The sequence below is a fragment of the Echinicola salinicaeni genome, assembly GCF_014280965.1.
Classification (GTDB): Bacteria; Bacteroidota; Bacteroidia; order Cytophagales; family Cyclobacteriaceae; genus Echinicola; species Echinicola salinicaeni.
This window is the reverse complement of sequence record NZ_JACODZ010000007.1, coordinates 344642-364145: the sequence shown is the minus strand read 5'-3', so window position 1 is coordinate 364145 and position 19504 is coordinate 344642. Positions and strand designations below refer to the sequence as shown.

Here is a 19504-nt window from a genome sequence, read left to right as displayed (position 1 = left end):
AAAGAGCATCAAGGGGTTATGTTTTATTCCGTAATCAAGTTCAAATCGGTGTCCAGCCAAACCTTTTTATTTTTTGTAAGGTTCAGAGAGACTTTCCTGTCATTATAAAGAACTTCTTTGTTTTGATCAGATTTGCTTAGCAAACCAATTTTGACCAGTTTGCCTTCCTCCCATTTTATATCCACTTCAATATTTCCTCTTGCTACTAGGCCTTTTATAGTTCCAGTTTTCCAGCTTGGTGGCAGAGTAGGAAGTATCCTGATGAAGCCTTCATGAGATTGTACCAATAATTCTGCAACTCCAGCAGTAAAGCCAAAATTACCATCAATTTGGAAGGGAGGGTGAAGGTTAAATAAATTATTTCCAGTGGATACTTCTAGGAGCTTATATAGGTTTTCCTCGGCAGCTTCTTGATCTTGAAGTCGAGCATTGAAATTTATCATCCAGGCTCTGCTCCAACCGGTGCCTGCTCCTCCGTGTTCCAGCCGGTAGCTGATTGTTTTTTTAGCGGCATCAAATTCCTCAGGGGTCGATATTGTGATATCATCACCGGGGTGCAAAGCATATAAATGGGACATGTGTCTGTGCCCTTTTTCAGGTTCTTCAAAACTTTTGTTCCATTCCAATAATCTGCCGTCAGGTCCTATCTTGATGCCTGAAGTCAAAGATTCCCTTTTTACTTTTATCTCATCGGTTAATTCATCTTCAATTTCCAAGATTTTAGCTGCTGCCAATGTGTTGTCAAATACTTCCCTAATGATTTGGTGTCCCATTGCAGCTCCATATGAAACGGCAGCAGGCTTTCCGTCCTCTGCAAAGTAGGAGTTTTCTGGAGATGTTTCGGGGTAGGAAACGTATCGTCCTGTTTCCTCATCCAGTTCTAGCCAATCCAGGTAAAAGGCCGCAAAGGCTTTCAATGCAGGATAGGCCCTGTCCCTAAGAAAATTCATGTCTTGGGTGAACCTATAGTGCTCCCAATAATGCTGAGCGAGCCACCCTCCTCCATGAATCCATGCTCCCCAGTAGGGTTGGTTTGCTCTCATCCAAGGTGCCGCCCAAAGGTCAGTGGTGTGATGGATGACACTGCCCCTGTTGATACCGTACTGTTCCTTAGCGAGGATTTTTCCTTTTTCAATTAATCTGTCTCCAAAGTCAAATAAGGGTAATTGCATTTCTGCTAAATTGGTAGGCCCTGCAGGCCAGTAATTCATTTGTAGATTAATGTTTAAATGGTAATCAGCATTCCAAGGTGCTTCAATGAACTCATTCCAAATCCCCTGTAAATTTGCAGGGTTAGTGCCAGGTCTAGAGGAAGAGATTAGTAAGTATCTACCATATTGAAATAAGGTGGCAGCTAATCCTGCGTCTTTTTTACCTGTTTTAACTAATTGTAGTCTTTCGTCCGTAGCTAAGCTGTCCAATTCATGATTTCCCAAGTCAATGCTGACTCTATTATAGTGTTCTGAAAAATCATCTTTATGATCTTTCAGAATGTTATCTAATGATTTATTTTCAAGTTTAGCTAGGGTGGCTTCATTATTTGCTTTAAAGTCTTGGCTATAGAATGAAGTGTTGCAAACTATATATATGATCGCTTCATTGACTCCTGTGAGAGAGAGTGAATTTCCTTTTACAGTTGAGTTGCCTCCTTTGGTGCTGACTTTTAGCCGAGTTTCAAATTTTACCCCCGATTCTAATGGAGTAGGCTTGCCTTGTAGGATGGCACCATACTGAGTGACTTCTCCAGACATCACCAATTCATGTTGGTTGGGAACTGAAACCATTACTGTAGGATGACCTTTGTCTTCGGGTCTACTTAGGCTTAGGTCAAAATTCATTCCCTCTTTTGCATCCGTTTCAAGTTGAATTACCAAGACATCATCTACAGCGGAAGAAAATACATGTTCTGAGAAAGAAGATTCACCTACAGAATAGCTGACAGTAGCCAATGCATTATCAAAACTTAGGTCTCTGGTATAGTTTTCGATTTCAGCTTGCCTGTCAAAATCAATAAATAGATCGCCCATGGTTTGATGGGATCTTACAACTCTTCCCTTTGAAAACTTTTCCACAATTAGTCTGTCCGCCGCATGTACTTTTCCTTCTTTGATTAACTTACGTATGGCTTTGAGGTCTTCTGGATTTCCCTGAGATGTGCCCCAGTTTGGTCCCCCAGGCCAAAGGCTATCCTCATTGAGCTGAATATGTTCAATGTCTGTTTTTCCATAAATCATTGCTCCCAGTCGGCCATTTCCAACAGGCAAGGCCTCATTCCAGTTTTTGGCAGGTTGTTTATACCATATTTTAGTGTTGGTTTTTGAATCTTCTTTTGGTGTACATGAAAGGTTGATTAGTGTTGAAAAACAATAAATGATGATAAAAATCTTTTTCATTGGTAAATATGTCTAGTGTCCTATATATTGTTTGGGATTATTGTTGTTGAAATGCCATTAATAATAAAAGGCAAAAGCATCCTTTTGCTGGGCTAATTTAATCATTTAAGTTTTAGTGCAAGCGCCCTTTGTGTTCTTGTGAAAACTTAAGGCAAAAGGAGTTATCAATTTATTGCTGAATTAATTTCTTATGAAACCATCAATTTGATATAGCTTTCCATTGATTTCAATTAATTTAGCATTTTAAAATTAATCCATGATGTCTGTGTATAAGTCCATAATGAAGCCTTTTCTTTTTAGAAAAGGTGCTGAAGATGCCCACCATTTCACCTTCTCAATGACCAAATTGGCCTTCAATTTGCCTCTTGTCAAGGGGATTATCAAGCGCATGTTTTATTTTGAAGATCCTTCATTGGAGAGAGAAGTATTTGGTTTGAAATTCAAAAATCCTGTTGGTCTTGCAGCTGGATTTGACAAAGATGCTAAGCTAATAGATGAGATGTCCATGCTGGGTTTTGGGTTTATTGAGATAGGGACTTTGACTCCCAAGCCCCAAGATGGCAACCCGCAGCCTAGGCTTTTTAGGTTGCCAGAAGATGAATCGCTGGTTAACCGAATGGGCTTCAATAATGGCGGAGTGGAAGGCGCTATCAGTAGGCTTAAGAACAGAAAGTCCAAGGTGTTGATTGGAGGGAACATTGGAAAGAATAAGGTGACTCCAAATGATAAAGCCGAGGATGATTATCTTATTTGTCTTAAGGCACTTCATCCCTATGTGGATTATTTTGTGGTTAACGTGAGTTCTCCAAATACCCCAAATCTTAGGGATTTGCAGGAAAAAGAACCGCTCAAAAAGCTTTTGCTTTCCATTAAGGAGAAGAATGATCAGATGGATCATCCAAAGCCAATATTACTTAAAATAGCTCCAGACTTAACGGACGGTCAATTAGATGATATTATAGCCATTGTTCAAGAAACTAAAATTGATGGGGTAATAGCTACCAACACCACCATAGACAGGAGTAAACTGAGGACTCCGCAGGAAAAAGTAGAAGCAATAGGTGCTGGAGGTGTAAGTGGTAAGGTGTTGGGAAAAAGAAGCACAGAGGTAATTAAATATTTGGCAGAAAATTCCAATCATTCCTTTCCTATTATCGGAGTCGGAGGTATTTTCAGTGCTGAGGATGCTATAGAAAAACTAGAGGCTGGAGCAAGTTTGGTACAGGTTTATTCAGGTATGATTTATGAAGGCCCAGCGCTGATGAAGAGAATTAAAAAAGGCTTAAAAAAGTATTACAGCCGCTGATATTTTCTATATTTCAAGATTACAATTATCTTATTGTTCATTAAAAGTGGATCATTGAAGAATTATGGCTTCAAATACATATAAATCAAATACCTTCAGAAAGAAAGAAAAAGCCAAAAAGAAGAAACGATCTTTTAATTTTTCCATAGATGCCCTTAAGGATAAAAAAATAGCGTTATCCTTCGGTATTTTGTTTATGATGGTTGGTGCGTTTTTGTTTTTTGCATTTTTAGGTTACTTGTTTACTGGACCTTCGGATCAAAGCGTGGTCACTAGTGTAAGTGAAGAAGGCGTGTCTTTTAGGGAAAATGCAGCCGAAGCAAGAAACTGGCTGGGATATGCGGGTGCTTGGATTTCACATTGGTTGATATTCAGGTGGTTTGGCTTGGCAGCATTCCTCTTGCCTCCATTTCTATTTATCCTTGGATTTAAATGGGCCTTTAAGAAGACCTTGATTCCACTGACCCAATACAGTGCCTTTGGTTTGTTTTTTATTTTTTGGATTGGATTGTTGTTAGGTTATGTGGTCCATATTCTTGATGGCTTTAATTACCTTCAATTCCTAAGTGGAGGTTTTGGATATGAGATGGCGGTGCTTTCAGATGAATTTTTGGGTTGGGGAACCTTTATTTTGATATTTGGTTCCTTGCTGATCTTTGTCGTGTTTTTCTTCAATATAACACATATTGAATGGTTACAGGGAGATGTGAAGAGTGTAAGCGATGATGAGGGACAAATGGATGCTGAATTGGCAGTTTCAGCGGCTTCAACAGAAAGGGAGAGCGGCGCTGCCACAGAAAATGCTTCAGCTATTTTGGAAGAAGGAAATACAGAAGGCCTTGCAGACCTAGAGGAGGATTTAGTGGAAGAGGAAGATGATGGGCAAAGTTGGACCATCAAAAATGAAAAACCTACGAAGAACAAACCAAGCTCTCCAGAACCTGCTTTTAATATTGAAGACCAGGCCATGGTCAGTGAGGATAAAGTGCAGGAAGAGCGAGAAGGTGAAAAGAGGTTTACAGTAGAGAAAGCGGCCAAGGAGGAAAAGACGGTAAGTGAGGTGGAAAATTTAGATCCATATGATCCTACTTTGGACTTGGCTTCTTATCAGTATCCAAACATTGATCTTCTTAATGAGTATGACCAACAAAAAGTGACTGTTACCAGGCAAGAACTGGAAGAAAACAAAAATAAGATCGTAGAGACTTTGGTGAATTTCAAAATTGGTATTCAGGAAATCAAAGCCACTATCGGTCCTACCGTCACCTTATATGAAATTGTCCCTGATCCAGGAGTGAAGATTTCGAAAATCAAAAATCTCGAAGATGATATCGCCTTGAGTTTGGCAGCATTGGGGATTAGGATCATTGCACCGATACCAGGTAAAGGGACCATCGGTATAGAAGTGCCTAATAAAAACAGGGAGTTGGTAGCTGCCCGGTCTGTTTTAGGTACTGAAAAGTTCATGAAAAGTGATAAGGATCTTCCTGTTGCCTTGGGGAAAACCATTTCAAATGAAGTATTTGTCGTGGACTTGGCGAAGATGCCTCACCTATTGATGGCTGGTGCGACTGGACAGGGTAAATCAGTAGGTTTAAATGTGATTTTGGCTTCACTGGTTTATAAGAAACACCCTGCTCAGCTTAAGTTTGTTTTGGTAGATCCCAAAAAGGTGGAGCTTACTCTTTTCAACAAAATTGAGCGGCATTTCTTGGCTAAATTGCCGAATGCGGAAGATGCTATTATTACTGATACCAAAAAGGTAATCTATACGCTGAATTCCCTTTGTATCGAGATGGATAATCGATATGACCTTTTGAAAGATGCGGGATGTAGAAACCTTAAAGAATACAACGCCAAATTTGTGGCAAGAAAGCTTAGCCCTGACAAAGGGCATAAGTTTATGCCATATATAGTATTGGTTATAGATGAATTGGCCGATTTAATGATGACTGCTGGCAAGGAAATTGAAGCACCTATTGCCCGACTTGCACAGCTGGCAAGGGCCATCGGTATTCATTTGGTGGTAGCGACTCAGCGACCATCAGTAAATGTAATAACCGGTATTATAAAGGCCAATTTCCCTGCAAGACTTTCCTTTAGGGTTACCTCAAAAGTGGACAGTAGGACCATTTTGGATGCCGGCGGTGCTGAACAGCTGATCGGTATGGGGGATATGCTGCTTTCTCAGGGGTCTGATGTGATCCGTTTGCAATGTGCCTTTTTGGATACACCGGAGGTGGAGGCTGTCTGTGAATGGATCGGAGAACAGCGTGGATACGGTGATGCGTATATATTGCCTGAATTTGAGGGTGAGGATGGAGATAGTAATGTAGGTGATGTTGACTTGTCTGATAGAGATCCACTTTTTGAGGATGCAGCCAAACTGATTGTTTTGCATCAACAGGGTAGTACCTCATTGATTCAGAGAAAACTGAAGCTAGGCTATAACCGTGCAGGTAGGATCATTGACCAATTAGAGGCAGCTGGTGTGGTAGGGCCATTTGAAGGGAGTAAGGCAAGAGAAGTGTTGGTTCAGGATGAAGTTAGTTTGGAACAGTTATTGAGTAACCTCTAAAATGCTATAAAGCCTAAAATAGAAGGTTAATTATGTTAAAAAAAATATTATTATTTGCGGTACTTGTTTTGGGATTTCAGTGCCAGGTTTTGGCACAAAAAGACCCAAATGCAAAGCTTGTGCTTGATCAAGTGAGTGAACGGTATCAGTCGTTGAATGGCATTCAGGCCACTTTTGAATATTATTATTATAATGATCTTGATGGAGCAAGTCAGTCCAGTAAAGGAGAGGTTGCTGTCAAAGGAAATCGATATAAGTTGATTTTGGATGACCAGGAGATTTATAATAATGGAGAAACGGTCTGGACATATATCAAGACAGGAAATTATAAGGAAGTAACCATTAATACAGTCAGTGATGATCCTGATGAATTGACTCCCTCCAGTATTTACAACCTGTATAAAAAGGGGTATGATTATGCTCTTTTGGGAGAAGAAAGATTGGGGGGGAAATTAGTTCAGAAAATAAAGCTTACTGCCGAAAACACCAATGCCCAGTTTAGTACCATTGTTTTATATGTAGATAAAGCTAATAAGGATCTTGTAGGTTGGGAAGTTTCTGATGCTGACGGAGGAAGTTTTAAATATGAATTTAAAAATGTAAAAACAGATGTGGATTTAAACAATTCATTTTTTGCATTTGATGTGACGGAGCATGTAGATGTGGAGGTGATCGATTTACGCTGATTTATCCATTTAGTACGAAAAAGTTAAGAATAGCACAGATACTAAACGATTTTAAGTTTAGTGCGTGCTATTTTTTTTATTTTTGCCAAAACGATTGAAAAATGGACAAGAAAAGCCTCTTTAAGCAAATTCAACAAAAATCTTCTTTTCTGTGTGTGGGACTGGATACAGATCTGTCAAAGATACCCGCACATTTATTAAAGGAAGCAGATCCGGTATTTGAGTTTAATAAGCAGATTATCGATCATACAGCTGATTATGCGGTAGCTTATAAACCTAATATCGCTTTTTATGAGGCATTGGGGCCTAAGGGCTGGGAAAGTCTCCAAAAAACATTGGATTATATTCCAAAGGATATATTTACCATTTCTGATGCCAAAAGAGGTGATATCGGCAATACTTCTAAATTGTATGCCAAGGCTTTTTTTGAACAGATGAATTTTGATTCAGTGACGGTAGCACCTTATATGGGTAAGGATAGTGTAAGCCCTTTTTTGGAGTTTGAAGGTAAATGGGTGATTTTACTGGCCCTGACTTCTAATGAGGGAAGTAAGGATTTTCAAGTTTTGGAAACAGAAGGAGGAAAGCCACTATTCCAACAGGTATTAGAAAAAAGCCAGAAATGGGGAAGTGATGAGAATTTGATGTATGTGGTAGGGGCCACCCGGGGAGAAAAGATCGCAGAAGTTAGAAAATACGCTCCAGATCATTTCTTTTTGGTTCCAGGTGTAGGTGCGCAAGGAGGAAGTCTTCAAGAGGTGGCTCAATATGGAATGAATAAGGAATGTGGTTTGTTGGTGAATTCTTCAAGAGGGATTATTTATGCCTCAAACGGTGAGGATTTTGGTGCCAAAGCAGGAGAAGCAGCAAAAACACTCCAGCAGGAAATGTCACAATTACTAGATCAGTATTGTAAATAGTAGAGAGCTGTTAAGTAATTAATCGAACTATTCAATAGGCCTGTTTTCAAATAGAGAACAGGCTTTTTTGTTTAGAGAAAAAGGCCTTGATTTTTAGTTTTCGATAATTACCATTAAATTATTATCGTGCTGAGGTACAGTGCGTTTTCTTTTTAAGCTTAAATTTTTTAACAAATGAATTTTCAAGAGAATTTTATCCATGCCATATGGAAGTATCAGTATTTTGATAAGGGTGATTTGAGGACAAGTAATGGGCTGCCTCTGGAAGTAAAGAGAATTGGGTATTATAACTTGCATGAGGGACCTGATTTTAGGGAATCTCATATCAGTATAGATAGGTTGGAACATCATGGAAATGTAGAGGTACATCTAAAATCTTCTGATTGGTACCAGCATACACATGATAAGGACCGCAACTATGATTCTGTGATTTTACATGTAGTATGGGAGCATGACACAGAGATTAGAAGGACAGATGGGACGCTGATTCCAACCTTGGAATTGAAAGGAAAGGTCTTTTTGAGTGTGTTGAGGAATTATGAGCGGTTAGTGTCAGCAAAAAGCCCAATGCTATGTCATGAATTCTTGCCCGGAATAAATGGGATTATCAAGTTTTCAGCACTTGAAAAAGCCTTGGTGGAAAGGTTGGAAGAAAAAAGCCTGTTGGTGAGCCAAGAAATAGTTTCAACAGCTGGGGACTGGGAGGAAGTGGCTTATAGGTGGTTGTTTTATTGCTTTGGCTTTAAGGTCAATAATGCGCCAATGTTAAAACTGGCTCGGTCGGTTCCTTATAAAATACTGAAAAAGCATTCAGGCAAAAGAGGGATTCTGGAAGCTATATTGTTAGGGCAGGCTGGATTTTTCAATGGAGAAGCCCTTGATCAATACTCAGGATTTGGTCAAAGGGAGCATGATTTTTATCATAAAAAATATGCTTTGCCCGAACCAGTTTATTCTTCTGAATGGAGATTTATGAGGGTTCGACCAAGCAATTATCCTTCTGTTAGAATAGCTCAGTTGGCAGCTATTTTGGCTCAAAGTCCCAACCTGTTTTCTTTGATAACCAATGATGTCAAAAATATTAATGATTTGCAAGGAGTCTTTTCGGTGTCCACATCTTCTTATTGGGAATATCATTATTTCCCAAGTAAGGAATGCAAAAAGCGCCAGAACAGGTTGTTAAGTAAAAGGATAGTCCATTTGTTGGGGATTAATTTTCTAGTCCCCCTTTGGTTTTCGTATGGGAAATATTTGGATGATGAAAGGTGGAGAGAGCGTTGTTTTGATCTGCTACAGGAAATTCCTCCTGAGGAGAATCATATTATTTCAGGCTTTGTCGGTGAAGGTTGGGAGCCAACAAATGCATTTGATAGTCAAGGTATGATAGGTTTGCACCATGCTTACTGTAGTCAAAAGAAGTGCCTGAATTGTAAAGTAGGGCAAAACTTGCTCAATCCAAGTGATTAATGAATTTTGGTTAGCTTGGGATTTTGGCGTAATTTTGCGGACTAAACCAAAAATAGATATGGAAAAACCGGTAATCATTTTAGGTGCAAAAGGAATCGCACATCCTGCATTGGAAATTTTTAATAGCAATGAGGTAGTTGTGTATGGTTTCCTTGAGGAAGATAAAGAAATGCATGGTACAGAGTTGAATGTGGTGCCGGTATTGGGAGATCCGGAGGATGATGGCTACCTAAAGTTGATCGGCAAAAAGTGTGAGGCTTTTGTGGCTGTGGACGATAACAAATACCGACAGTTTTTGGTGAAGTTATTGAATGAGCGCAGAAAGGTTCAGCCGATCAATGCGATCCATAAAACTTCATATATTTCCACCGATGCGAGTATTGGACATGGGAATTTCATCAATGCAAAGGTGAATATTGGAGCAGGTACTAGTCTTGGCAGTCATTGTATCATTCATTCTGGAGCTATTATAGATCATAAGGTGACAGCAGAAGACTTTGTTCAAATAGGTGCTGGTGCAGTGATTAATTCTGGAGTGAGCATAGGAAAAGGTGCTTTTATTGGTTCAGGAGTAACGGTAGTTTCTGGAGTGAAAATCGGCGCAAATGCGAGAATTGGTGCTGGATCGGTAGTAGTAGCTGATGTAGAAGAAGAAAGTACCGTTTTTGGTAATCCTGCTGCTCCTATTAAGGCTTAAAATATTATATTTAATTATCATAAAAACCAGAACACCCTGCTGGAATCAGGGCAAAAGTTATGGAAAATTCAAATTACAGTGTACTCCTGTATTATTGCTATGCAGAGATCAAAGATGCTGAGGCATACAGGGAAGAGCATCATCTCTTTTGTATTGAAAACAATATCAGGGGTAGGATCATTATTTCATCAGAGGGACTTAACGGAACGGTCTCGGGCCTTAAAGAGGACTGTGAGAAATACATGGCCTATGTAAAGTCTGATCCAAGGTTTGCCAAGACAGATTTTAAGGTTGATGATTTTGATCGTCATGCCTTCGCAAAAATCCATGTTCGTGTTAAACCTGAAATTGTTCATTCTAGCTTAAGGCATATCAACCCGCTGGAGAAAACAGGTAAGCACCTGGAACCAGAAGAATTCAGGAAATTAAAAGACCAAGATGATGTAGTCATCTTGGATGTGCGTTCAAACTATGAACATGAATTGGGGCACTTCAAGAATGCATTGACCCTTGATATTGATAATTTCCGTGATTTTCCTGAAAAGGTAAAAGAACTGGAGCACTTAAAAGGGAAAAAGGTTTTGACTTACTGTACTGGAGGGATCAAATGTGAAAAAGCCAGTGCTTATTTGTTGGATCAAGGCTTTGAGGATGTTTACCAATTGCATGGTGGAATTATCAAATATGGCATGGAAGCTGGAGGAGAAGATTTCGAAGGGAAATGTTATGTGTTTGATAACCGATTGGCAGTAGATGTCAATAAGGTAAATCCTAAGGTGATCTCCAAGTGCCATTGCTGTGGGACACCTTCTGACAGAATGGTCAATTGTGCCAATCCTGAATGTAATATCCATGTGCCTATTTGTGAGGAATGTGGATGGGAGTATGAAGGAGCCTGCTCAGATGAATGTAAAGCGCATCCTGAAAAGAGAGAATACAATGGAACGGGGTATTACCAAAAAAACACCAATGGATATAATCCCTATAAAGGATTGCAAAGAAAACCTAATAAGGCTAAGATAAAATCCATTCTTCATGACTAAGGTTATCCCTGCATCGGAACTTATAATAAATCCAGATGGTAGTATCTATCATCTCAATTTGAAGCCAGAATTTCTGGCTTCAACTGTTATTACGGTAGGTGATCCAGAAAGGGTAGCTAAAATTACCAAATATTTTGACCATATAGAGGTAAAGGTGGCCAAAAGAGAATTTGTCACGCACACCGGTACTTATAAAGGGAAAAGACTGACAGTGATGAGTACTGGTATGGGGACAGACAATATTGAGATTTTTATGACAGAGTTGGATGCGCTGGTCAATATTGACTTGCAAACCAGACAGGTAAAGCCAAACCATACATCATTAGAAATAATTAGGGTGGGTACCTCAGGAAGCATGAGAGATACTATTCCTGTGGGTTCACTTTTGGCTTCAGAATATGGGATAGGACTGGATACCTTGATGCATTATTATACGGCAGAATATGGTGTTCATGAAACAATCTTTGCTGAGGCTGTGCAAAAGGATCTTGGGTTAAGCTTTATGCCATACTGTTTTAAAGGTTCCGATATTTTATTGGAAAGATTGGCGATAGGAGAGGTCATTAAAGGAAATACAGTGACCTGTCCAGGTTTTTTTGGGCCACAGGGCAGAGAAGTAAAGTTGAAACCGGCCATTCCGGATATCATAGAAAGACTTTCCAAAGTAAATATAGAAGGGCTACAACTGACCAATTTTGAAATGGAAACTGCTGGTTATTATGCTATGGGAAGTATGTTGGGTCATAAAATGCTAAGCCTGAATGCCATTGTGGCGAACAGGATCACTCAGGAATTTGTGGAGGATGCTGGTGAGGTGATGGAAAGATTAATTTTACATACCCTGGAAAGGGTTTAGGAAAATTTGGGGGTATATGATATCTAGGTGATAATGTAAGTGCTTTTTGATGAATGGTGAAACAAGTGTTTAAGTTATTGAGTTAAAGTAAAATAGGAGTTGTTTTAGGAGCATCTCGGGGGTTTTGCTTTAACCCGAAGAATGAATAGCATATAAGCTTGTTTCCATCACCAATGAACGCTACTCATGAGAAGCCTTTATCTCTTTTTATTCATTTCTGGATTTTTATTCATTAATTACCCTTCTTTTGGTCAGTCCACCATACTCAAAGGCAAAGTACATGATGAGCAAAGTGGAAAAGCATTGGAGTTTGCCAATATCGCCTTGCTTAACCCTGGAGATTCTACAGTAGTAACTGGTGGAATGACCGATTTGAATGGCCATTTTGAATTTGAGGCTTCGTCTGGGGAGTATATTTTTAGGGCAGGCTTTATTGGTTATAAAAGTTACCATGAAAGCATCAGTATTGGAGATAAGAAAAATCTGAATTTTGGTGTGATCAAATTGGAATCAGAGGCCTCGGACCTGGATGAGGTTTTGGTGGAGGGGGTAACCTCCATGTTTGAATCTGATATCGATAAGCGGCGGTACAATGTGGAAAATAGTATTGTTGCTGAAGGGGCTACTGCTTCAGAGCTTTTGGAAACTTTACCTTCCATCCAAGTAGATGAGGAGGGAAGTATTAGCATGAGAGGAAGTGGAAATGTGTTGATTTATATCAATGGTAGACCTTCCAATTTATCTGGGGAAAATACCGAAGACATACTTTCCCAATTTCCCGCTAATAGCATAAAGGAAGTCGAATTGATTACCAACCCCTCTTCTAGATATGATGCAGCTGGTGTGGGAGGGATTATCAATATTATTCTAAAGAAAAATAGTTTTCAGGGATTGAATGGGCAGGTAAATGCATCTGTGGGCAATAGGGATAAGTATGCGGGAGGGTTAATCCTAAATTATGGAGCCGAGAAAATCAATTTTTTTACAACCTATAATTATCAAAATAGGAGGCGGTTTCGAAAAAGTGATGGGAAAAGGTATAATGATTTACTAAACGCCTCTCCATTACTTGATCAAGATGCTTATAATGAGGAGGTAGAGAAATCTCATTTGGTGCGGGGTGGCTTTGATTGGAATATGACGCCTACACAGGTGTTGGGGTTTTATGCCCAAGGTAATATTAATGAAGAAGTGGAGGATGAAACGCTCAATCAAAGAAGTGTCAATTCTGCAGGAGGATTGGATAGTTTATCTGTTCGGGCTGCTATGGAGGATGAGGAAGGGGATAACTATGAGACTGGGTTGACTTATAATTGGGAAATAGATACTGTGGGACAAAAGCTTTATGCGAGTTTCTCCTATGCTCAGGATAGCCGTAGTCAGGTGGATACTTATGAGCAGTCCTATTATGATGAAACTATGCAGGAGGTACCAAATAAGTGGATAAAACAACTTAATGATCGTACTAGGGCCAGTGAGCTTTATATTGCCCAAATAGACTATGAAAAGCCCTTAGGTAAATCTTCAAAAATTGAAGCGGGACTGAAAGGAACTTTTGGTACTTGGGATAGGGGACAGGAATTTTTTCAGGGAGATATAAATACTGATTTTGAACTGGTAAGAAATGATACCGTGAGTGATGAATTTACTTTTAATGAGGATGTCTATGCGGCTTATTTTATTTATAGAAATAAACTGGGGGATTTTGGTTATCAGCTTGGTATAAGAGGGGAGGCAACCAGAACCCTTGGTGTACAAGAGAGAAAGGATTTAGAGGTGATGAATGATTATTTTAATCTTTTTCCCAGTATATATCTAAGTTATACTTTTCAGGAAGAGGAAGAGTTTACCGCTAATTTCAGCCGAAGGATCTCTAGACCCGGAATTTGGCATCTGGCACCTTTGTATTATGTTTCTGATCTTTTAAATGTGAGGACAGGAAATCCCTATTTGAATCCGGAATATACCAATAGTTATGAATTTGGTTATATGAAAGGCTGGGAAAGGTGGTTGCTTAATGCGACAATTTATCACCGTTATTCCACGGATATAATCAGTAGAATCACAAGAATTAATGAAGATAATATTACTATCCAAACCAGGGAGAATATAAATGATAGAAGCAGCACAGGCTTGGAACTGATCAACCAGTTTCAGTTTGGTAATTGGGTGGATGCTATCTTTACTGGCAACCTTTTTTACAGTACCATCAGTGGAGATAATCTTGAGAATGGAGCTAATAATTCCAACTTTAGCTGGACCATCAGCTTATTGTCAAATATTATCATTCCCAAAGTGGCCAATGTTCAGATTCAAGGAAATTACCGAGGCCCAATTGTTTTGCTCCAAGGGGAGTTATTGCCTTATTGGGGAATGAATATTGGTTTTAGGAGAGATGTACTTAAAAAGAAAGGTACGATCAGCTTGAACTTCAGTGATATTTTCAATACCAGAGTATTTAAGATAAAAACCAGTGGTCCAAGTTTCTCACAGGACCGGGTTTATAATAGAGAAACCAGAATAGTGACCTTGTCCTTAAATTATAAGTTTGGAGGGTTTAAAGAGAAAAGAAATGGAAGAGACCGACATGGAGGCGGAGATGAAGACAGTGAATTTTAATTTTTTTGTGTAGAAAGTGACTTTGAAACGATAAACTCAGCATCCTTGGCTGATCCATAAATTAAATGGGAAGTTCTTGATCTTTGATGTGGAATCCCCAGAAGATAAAGTCCTTCGATTTTAGAAATCCCTTGGTTTTCCCTTAATTCTTCCAGGTTATTTTCGAATCCATCAATATTGATAAGGTCAAAATAGGCTTCATCTCCGGTTGCAAAAAGTACAAAGTCAATATCTATGTTAAGTTGGTTGGTGAAAGTTATTTTATTCCCTTCTGCTTTGTCTACTGCAGGGTGAAATTTAGCCTTTTTGATTTTTTTGCGTATATCGTTGAAATTGTAAATAGGTGCTGTTTTGTTCCTTTTTTTCTCTTTTAGTGGTTTTTCTAGTCGATTGAATTTCTTGTCCCAGAAGAATTTGTTTTTACCAAATGATTTAAGTGATTTGAATTTGGGCTTTTCATTTGTGGACCAATGTACCTCAAAATAGGCTGTCAATTCTGCTATAATCTGCGCGGCAGTATTACCAGAGCCGACTACCAAGACTTTTTTGCCTTTTATAGATAAAGGACTTCTGTATTGATTGCTATGAATGAAGGGTATGCCTAGGGAGTTGGCCCATTGTGGAATATGGTTTTTTTGTAGGCAGCCATTACTAATGATGATGTTTTTAGCGACGATCTTTTCAAAGGTAGATTCGACTAGGAACCGCTCTCCTTCTTTGATGATTTCAGTTACTTCATTTTTAGGATGCAGGGGAAAGTCAAAATGTGCGGCGTATCTGGAAAAATAATCCGCAACCTGATTTTTATTGGGCAAGCTTGTAGGCGACAAGGCCATGGGTAGATCTGGAAGATTACAAAAAGCCGCTGGAGTGAAGAGTTTCATTGAATCAAACCTTTGCCTCCATTTATCACCAACTTCCTGATGTTTTTCTAGGATGATAAAATCTTTGCCCGCTTTTTGTAGGTGCCGGGCAGCAGATAACCCACTTTGTCCTGCTCCAATGATTAGAAAATCAGTTTCTTTCATATTAGTCCATAATGTCATCCAATTCACTTAGTTCAAGCCACCTGAATTCCAAATCTTCCAATTCTTCAGTAATTGCCTGAATCGTATTGGACCATTCCATAAGTTCCTCATGGTCTTCAGTGCCTTGGTTGATTTTTTCCACCAAGCTTGACTTTTTGTCTTCAAGGCTGGAGATTTTTTCCTGCACCTTTTTGAATTCCTGCTTTTGTTTATAGGAAGCCTTTTGGCTATTACTCTTTACTTCCTTAGGTTTTTGTGTGGCCTTTTCTTTTTCTTCCTGCTTTTTTGCGGCGTTAATGGCTTCTTGCTCTTTTTCCCATTCCCTGAGGTCAGTGTAATTTCCAGGGAAGTCTTTTATTTTGCCCTGCCCTTGGAAAACAAACAAATGGTCCACTAACCTATCCATAAAATACCTGTCGTGGGAAACGATGATCAAACATCCTGGGAATCCATCGAGAAATTCCTCCAAGGTATTTAGGGTCATGATATCCAAGTCATTGGTAGGCTCATCGAGAATAAGGAAGTTAGGGTTTTTAATGAGTACCATTAGTAGTTGCAAACGGCGTCTTTCCCCTCCGCTTAGTTTTGCTATGGGCGTGTGCTGTTGCTTTGGAGGAAAACCAAATTTGTTCAAAAATTGGGAAGCGGTAATGGTACTTCCTCCTGCCAATGTCACTACCTCGGCTACTTCCTTGACAATGTCCAAGAGTCTTTTTTCTTCATCAAAAGAACTTTCTTCCTGTCTATAGTATCCAAATGCGGTGGTTTGGCCTATCTCAATATTGCCGGCATCTGGCTGAAGCATTCCGGTGATCAGGTTTAGAAAAGTTGTTTTTCCAGCTCCGTTCGGTCCTACAATTCCTATCTTATCACCTTTTTTGAAGGTATAGGAGAAATTATCAATAAATTTTTGTCCATCGTAGCTTTTGGAAAGCTTTTCGATTTCGATGATTTTACTCCCCAACCTTTGAGAAGATACTTGAAGTTCGATTTCTCTTTCTTCTTTCTTTTGAAAAGCCTTTTCTTTTGTCTCCTCGAAGGCATCTATACGGTATTTGGCTTTTGTTCCCCTAGCCTTGGGTTGCCTTCTTATCCAGTCAAGTTCTTTTTTATAAAGACTTTTTGCCTTTTCCTGTTCAGTGGCCTCTATTTCTCTTCTTTCGGCTTTTTTGTCCAGGAAATAGCTGTAATTTCCTGTGTATCGAAAGATTTTACCTGCGTCTAGCTCAAGTATTTCATTGGTGACTTTTTCTAGGAAGTACCGGTCGTGGGTAACCATAAATATGGAAAGGTTAGCTTTGGCCAAGTAATCCTCAAGCCATTCGATGGTGGCTAAATCTAAGTGGTTGGTGGGTTCATCCAATAATAGGAGATCTGGCTTTTCCAAAATGGCTTTAGCAAGGGCTACCCTTTTTCTTTGTCCACCAGAAAGATTACCAACAGGTAGGGCTGTGTCATGTAGGCCTAATTTGCCTAATACTTCTTTGACTTGGTATTCATAATCCCAGGCTTGCAAAGCATCCATTTTTTCCATCAAGCCGTTGAGCTCATCTGCGTTGTCCTTGCCGGCCTGTGCATTGATCATTGCCTTTTGATAGGCTTCCATCACTTGAAGGGTTTCATTGGAAGAATCGGAGAATACAGTCTGGTAAATGCTGAGGTTGGCATCAAATACTGGGTTCTGATGAACGTAAGCTAGCTTTACCTGTTGATTAATGGCTATTTCACCTTCATCAGCCACTTCAAGACTCATTATTATTTTCATCAATGTGGATTTCCCAGCCCCATTGATGCCAACCAAAGCGACCTTTTGACCTTGGTCTATTCCGAATGATATATTATTGAAAAGAGGCTTATCTCCATAAGCCTTGGAGAGATTTTCTACTGACAAGTAATTCATGTCCAAAATTAAATAAAAAATAGCCACTAACCGTATTTCGACCGTTACAATAAATAGTAGCTAATGATATTGCTTGGTTTATTGCAATATTAATGCCTGTTATCAATCAAAAAGGGTCTTAATGGCCGTGGAAAGTTCCTTTAATCCCGCTTTGAAATGCTCTTTTGATTTTTCCAGCATGGGTTGTATGGTCTTTTTTTGTGAGGCGTATTTTTCTTCTAGCTCTTGTCTTCGATTATTGAATTCTTTTTCAAGGGAAGCTTTGTCTTTTTTAAGCTCTTTGACCTTTTTTTCTACTTCAACCTTTGCTTCTCCACTTACTTCAGCTCCTTTGGTTATAAGCTCCTCGATTTTGTGGCCAATCTCCTGCAATAGATTTTCGACTTCCTCAAATGAGGACTTTTCTTTTGTAGTCATGATCAAGTAGGTTTAAGTGTAAACAATGTTCCTTATCAATATACAAATCAAGCATGAATTTCTGATAATAAATCAAGTTTATTTTGATCTAGTTGCTTGGTCTATTGGAAGTTAAGATAGATGGTGATGGATTTTCTTTTTAGCTCCTCTATGGCACCTGCAAATTCAGGATTGGTTTCCTCTGCTTCATAAATATTGGTGAGGCCATGTGAGAACCTGATCTCAGGAGAGAATTTGAAAAACTTAAAATAAAAATCAAAGCCCATTCCCATTTCAATGGCAATATCCTGCCCATTGATGACCAGTGGGTCTGCGTTGGCTTCATCTTGGGATTTTGTTCTGAACATGGGATTAACACCTCCTGTAAAGAACATTCTGGTATTATTGAACCTTTGGGATTTATATTTCAATAATAGTGGGAGTTCGATCATAGTGGCCTCTGAAACCAATGTTTCTGTTCTAATTCCTAGGCCAGACTGCTGGAATTCATCATCTTCTAGGTAGTTGATGTCTGTGTGGTATTCGTAGAAGCCTACTTTGGGAGTTGCCAAAAAGTTGAGCTGGTCATGAAGCCTGAGTTTTAATAGAAAACCCAAGGAAAAGCCTGGAGAGAAAATAGGCATGATACTTTGAATCTGCCCAAATTGACTTTGGTTGGGGTCCATATAGGCATCACTGTATTTAAGACGGAGCGACGAAGTGTGCCCCGCCAAGAAGAAGCCATAGGTCATGAACTGCCCATCTTGCCCAGATTTGTTCAAAGGTCTAAAAGAAGATCCTTGTCCAAAACTCTGGAGCGTAAACAAGGTGATGAAAAACAGGGAAAACCCTATTTTTCTCCAATGTAAATTGAGCTGATGCCGAATGTAAGCGGTTTGCATTTCGTTTGGGTAAAGCCTACTTTTTTTAATACAGCCAGAAAGTCATCACCATCTGGGAAAGCCTGAACGGATTCAGGTAGATAGGTATAAGCTGATTGGTCTTTAGAAATCACTTTACCGATCTGCGGTAGAATATACTTGAAATAAAAATTATATGCTTGCTTAAAAGGAAACTTTTTTGGTTTGGAAAATTCTACAATGACTGTCTTTCCTCCGGGTTTGAGTACACGATGCATATCTGCAAGACCTTTTTCCAAATTTTCGAAGTTCCTTACGCCAAATGAAACGATGACTGCATCGAATTTATTATCTTCAAAAAGCAACTTTTCTGAGTCGCCCATTTGCAATTCAATGAGGTGGTCCAGCTTTTTGTTTTTGATTTTCTTTTTGCCTTCAGCCAACATGCCTTCAGAAATATCAACACCGATGACTTTGTCAGGATTCAGTGCCAATGCCTCAATGGCAAAATCCCCAGTACCTGTGGCAATGTCCAAAATTATTTTTGGCTGGTCTTTTTGGAGCATTTTGATGGCAGTCTTACGCCAAATAATATCAATTCCCAAACTCAGAACATGGTTCAGAAGGTCATATCGCTTACTGATATTATTGAACATATTAGCTACTTGAGCTTTTTTACCATCATTTTGATTTTTGTAGGGTACTACTGACATGGAGTTTCACTGTTTAGATGCGCAATATTACTAAGGAAACAT

The 19504-nt window shown here is 39.2% G+C and carries 15 protein-coding genes; 9 read left to right on the top strand and 6 right to left on the bottom strand.

Annotated features, from left to right (window positions below):
* Positions 1-23: 23 nt before the first annotated feature.
* Positions 24-2393, bottom strand: a complete 2370-nt coding sequence (locus tag H7U17_RS15670; RefSeq protein ID WP_186757687.1) for a glycoside hydrolase family 95 protein — start codon at positions 2391-2393, stop codon at positions 24-26.
* A gap of 265 nt (positions 2394-2658) precedes the next feature.
* Between H7U17_RS15670 and H7U17_RS15665 the strand changes: the two genes are divergently transcribed.
* The 9 genes from H7U17_RS15665 to H7U17_RS15625 all read left to right on the top strand — a co-directional run bounded on the left by H7U17_RS15665 (position 2659) and on the right by H7U17_RS15625 (position 14565).
* Positions 2659-3699, top strand: a complete 1041-nt coding sequence (locus H7U17_RS15665) for a quinone-dependent dihydroorotate dehydrogenase (RefSeq protein WP_186757686.1) — start codon at positions 2659-2661, stop codon at positions 3697-3699.
* A gap of 64 nt (positions 3700-3763) precedes the next feature.
* Entirely contained in the window at positions 3764-6277 is a 2514-nt protein-coding gene (locus tag H7U17_RS15660) for an FtsK/SpoIIIE family DNA translocase (RefSeq protein ID WP_186757685.1), read from the top strand.
* Positions 6278-6309: 32 nt separating this feature from the next.
* Entirely contained in the window at positions 6310-6963 is a 654-nt protein-coding gene (locus H7U17_RS15655; protein WP_186757684.1) for a LolA family protein, read from the top strand.
* 101 nt (positions 6964-7064) lie between these two features.
* Complete coding sequence (gene pyrF, locus H7U17_RS15650) at positions 7065-7883, top strand: orotidine-5'-phosphate decarboxylase (protein ID WP_186757683.1); 819 nt, start codon at positions 7065-7067, stop codon at positions 7881-7883.
* 174 nt (positions 7884-8057) lie between these two features.
* Positions 8058-9350 carry a DUF2851 family protein gene (locus H7U17_RS15645; RefSeq protein ID WP_186757682.1) on the top strand — a complete coding sequence of 431 codons (1293 nt, stop codon included), beginning with the start codon at positions 8058-8060 and terminating at the stop codon, positions 9348-9350.
* 58 nt (positions 9351-9408) lie between these two features.
* The gene (locus tag H7U17_RS15640) at positions 9409-10047 is read left to right on the top strand and encodes an acetyltransferase (protein ID WP_186757681.1); all 639 of its coding nucleotides are present in this window, start codon (positions 9409-9411) and stop codon (positions 10045-10047) included.
* 59 nt (positions 10048-10106) lie between these two features.
* Positions 10107-11090, top strand: a complete 984-nt coding sequence (gene trhO / locus H7U17_RS15635) for an oxygen-dependent tRNA uridine(34) hydroxylase TrhO (RefSeq protein WP_186757680.1) — start codon at positions 10107-10109, stop codon at positions 11088-11090.
* A complete protein-coding gene (locus tag H7U17_RS15630) occupies positions 11083-11946 on the top strand; it encodes a nucleoside phosphorylase (RefSeq protein ID WP_186757679.1) in 864 nt (287 codons plus the stop codon). The genes trhO and H7U17_RS15630 overlap by 8 nt, the downstream gene beginning before the upstream one ends.
* Positions 11947-12132: 186 nt before the next feature.
* A complete protein-coding gene (locus tag H7U17_RS15625; RefSeq protein ID WP_186757678.1) occupies positions 12133-14565 on the top strand; it encodes an outer membrane beta-barrel family protein in 2433 nt (810 codons plus the stop codon).
* On the opposite strand, the gene H7U17_RS15620 is transcribed toward H7U17_RS15625, so the two are convergent.
* The 5 genes from H7U17_RS15620 to ubiE all read right to left on the bottom strand — a co-directional run bounded on the left by H7U17_RS15620 (position 14562) and on the right by ubiE (position 19462).
* Positions 14562-15593: a flavin-containing monooxygenase gene (locus tag H7U17_RS15620; protein ID WP_230981447.1), complete on the bottom strand. Its 1032-nt coding sequence runs from the start codon at positions 15591-15593 to the stop codon at positions 14562-14564. The two genes, H7U17_RS15625 and H7U17_RS15620, sit on opposite strands and share 4 nt — an antisense overlap.
* 1 nt (position 15594) lies before the next feature.
* Entirely contained in the window at positions 15595-17493 is a 1899-nt protein-coding gene (locus H7U17_RS15615) for an ABC-F family ATP-binding cassette domain-containing protein (RefSeq protein WP_186757676.1), read from the bottom strand.
* 102 nt (positions 17494-17595) lie between these two features.
* Positions 17596-17910, bottom strand: a complete 315-nt coding sequence (locus H7U17_RS15610; RefSeq protein ID WP_186757675.1) for a hypothetical protein — start codon at positions 17908-17910, stop codon at positions 17596-17598.
* Between the two features lie 101 nt (positions 17911-18011).
* Positions 18012-18791 (bottom strand): type IX secretion/gliding motility protein PorT/SprT, encoded by a 780-nt coding sequence (gene porT, locus H7U17_RS15605; RefSeq protein ID WP_186757674.1) that lies wholly within the window; start codon positions 18789-18791, stop codon positions 18012-18014.
* Positions 18740-19462 (bottom strand): bifunctional demethylmenaquinone methyltransferase/2-methoxy-6-polyprenyl-1,4-benzoquinol methylase UbiE, encoded by a 723-nt coding sequence (ubiE, locus tag H7U17_RS15600; RefSeq protein WP_186757673.1) that lies wholly within the window; start codon positions 19460-19462, stop codon positions 18740-18742. The genes porT and ubiE overlap by 52 nt, the downstream gene beginning before the upstream one ends.
* Positions 19463-19504 lie beyond the last annotated feature (42 nt).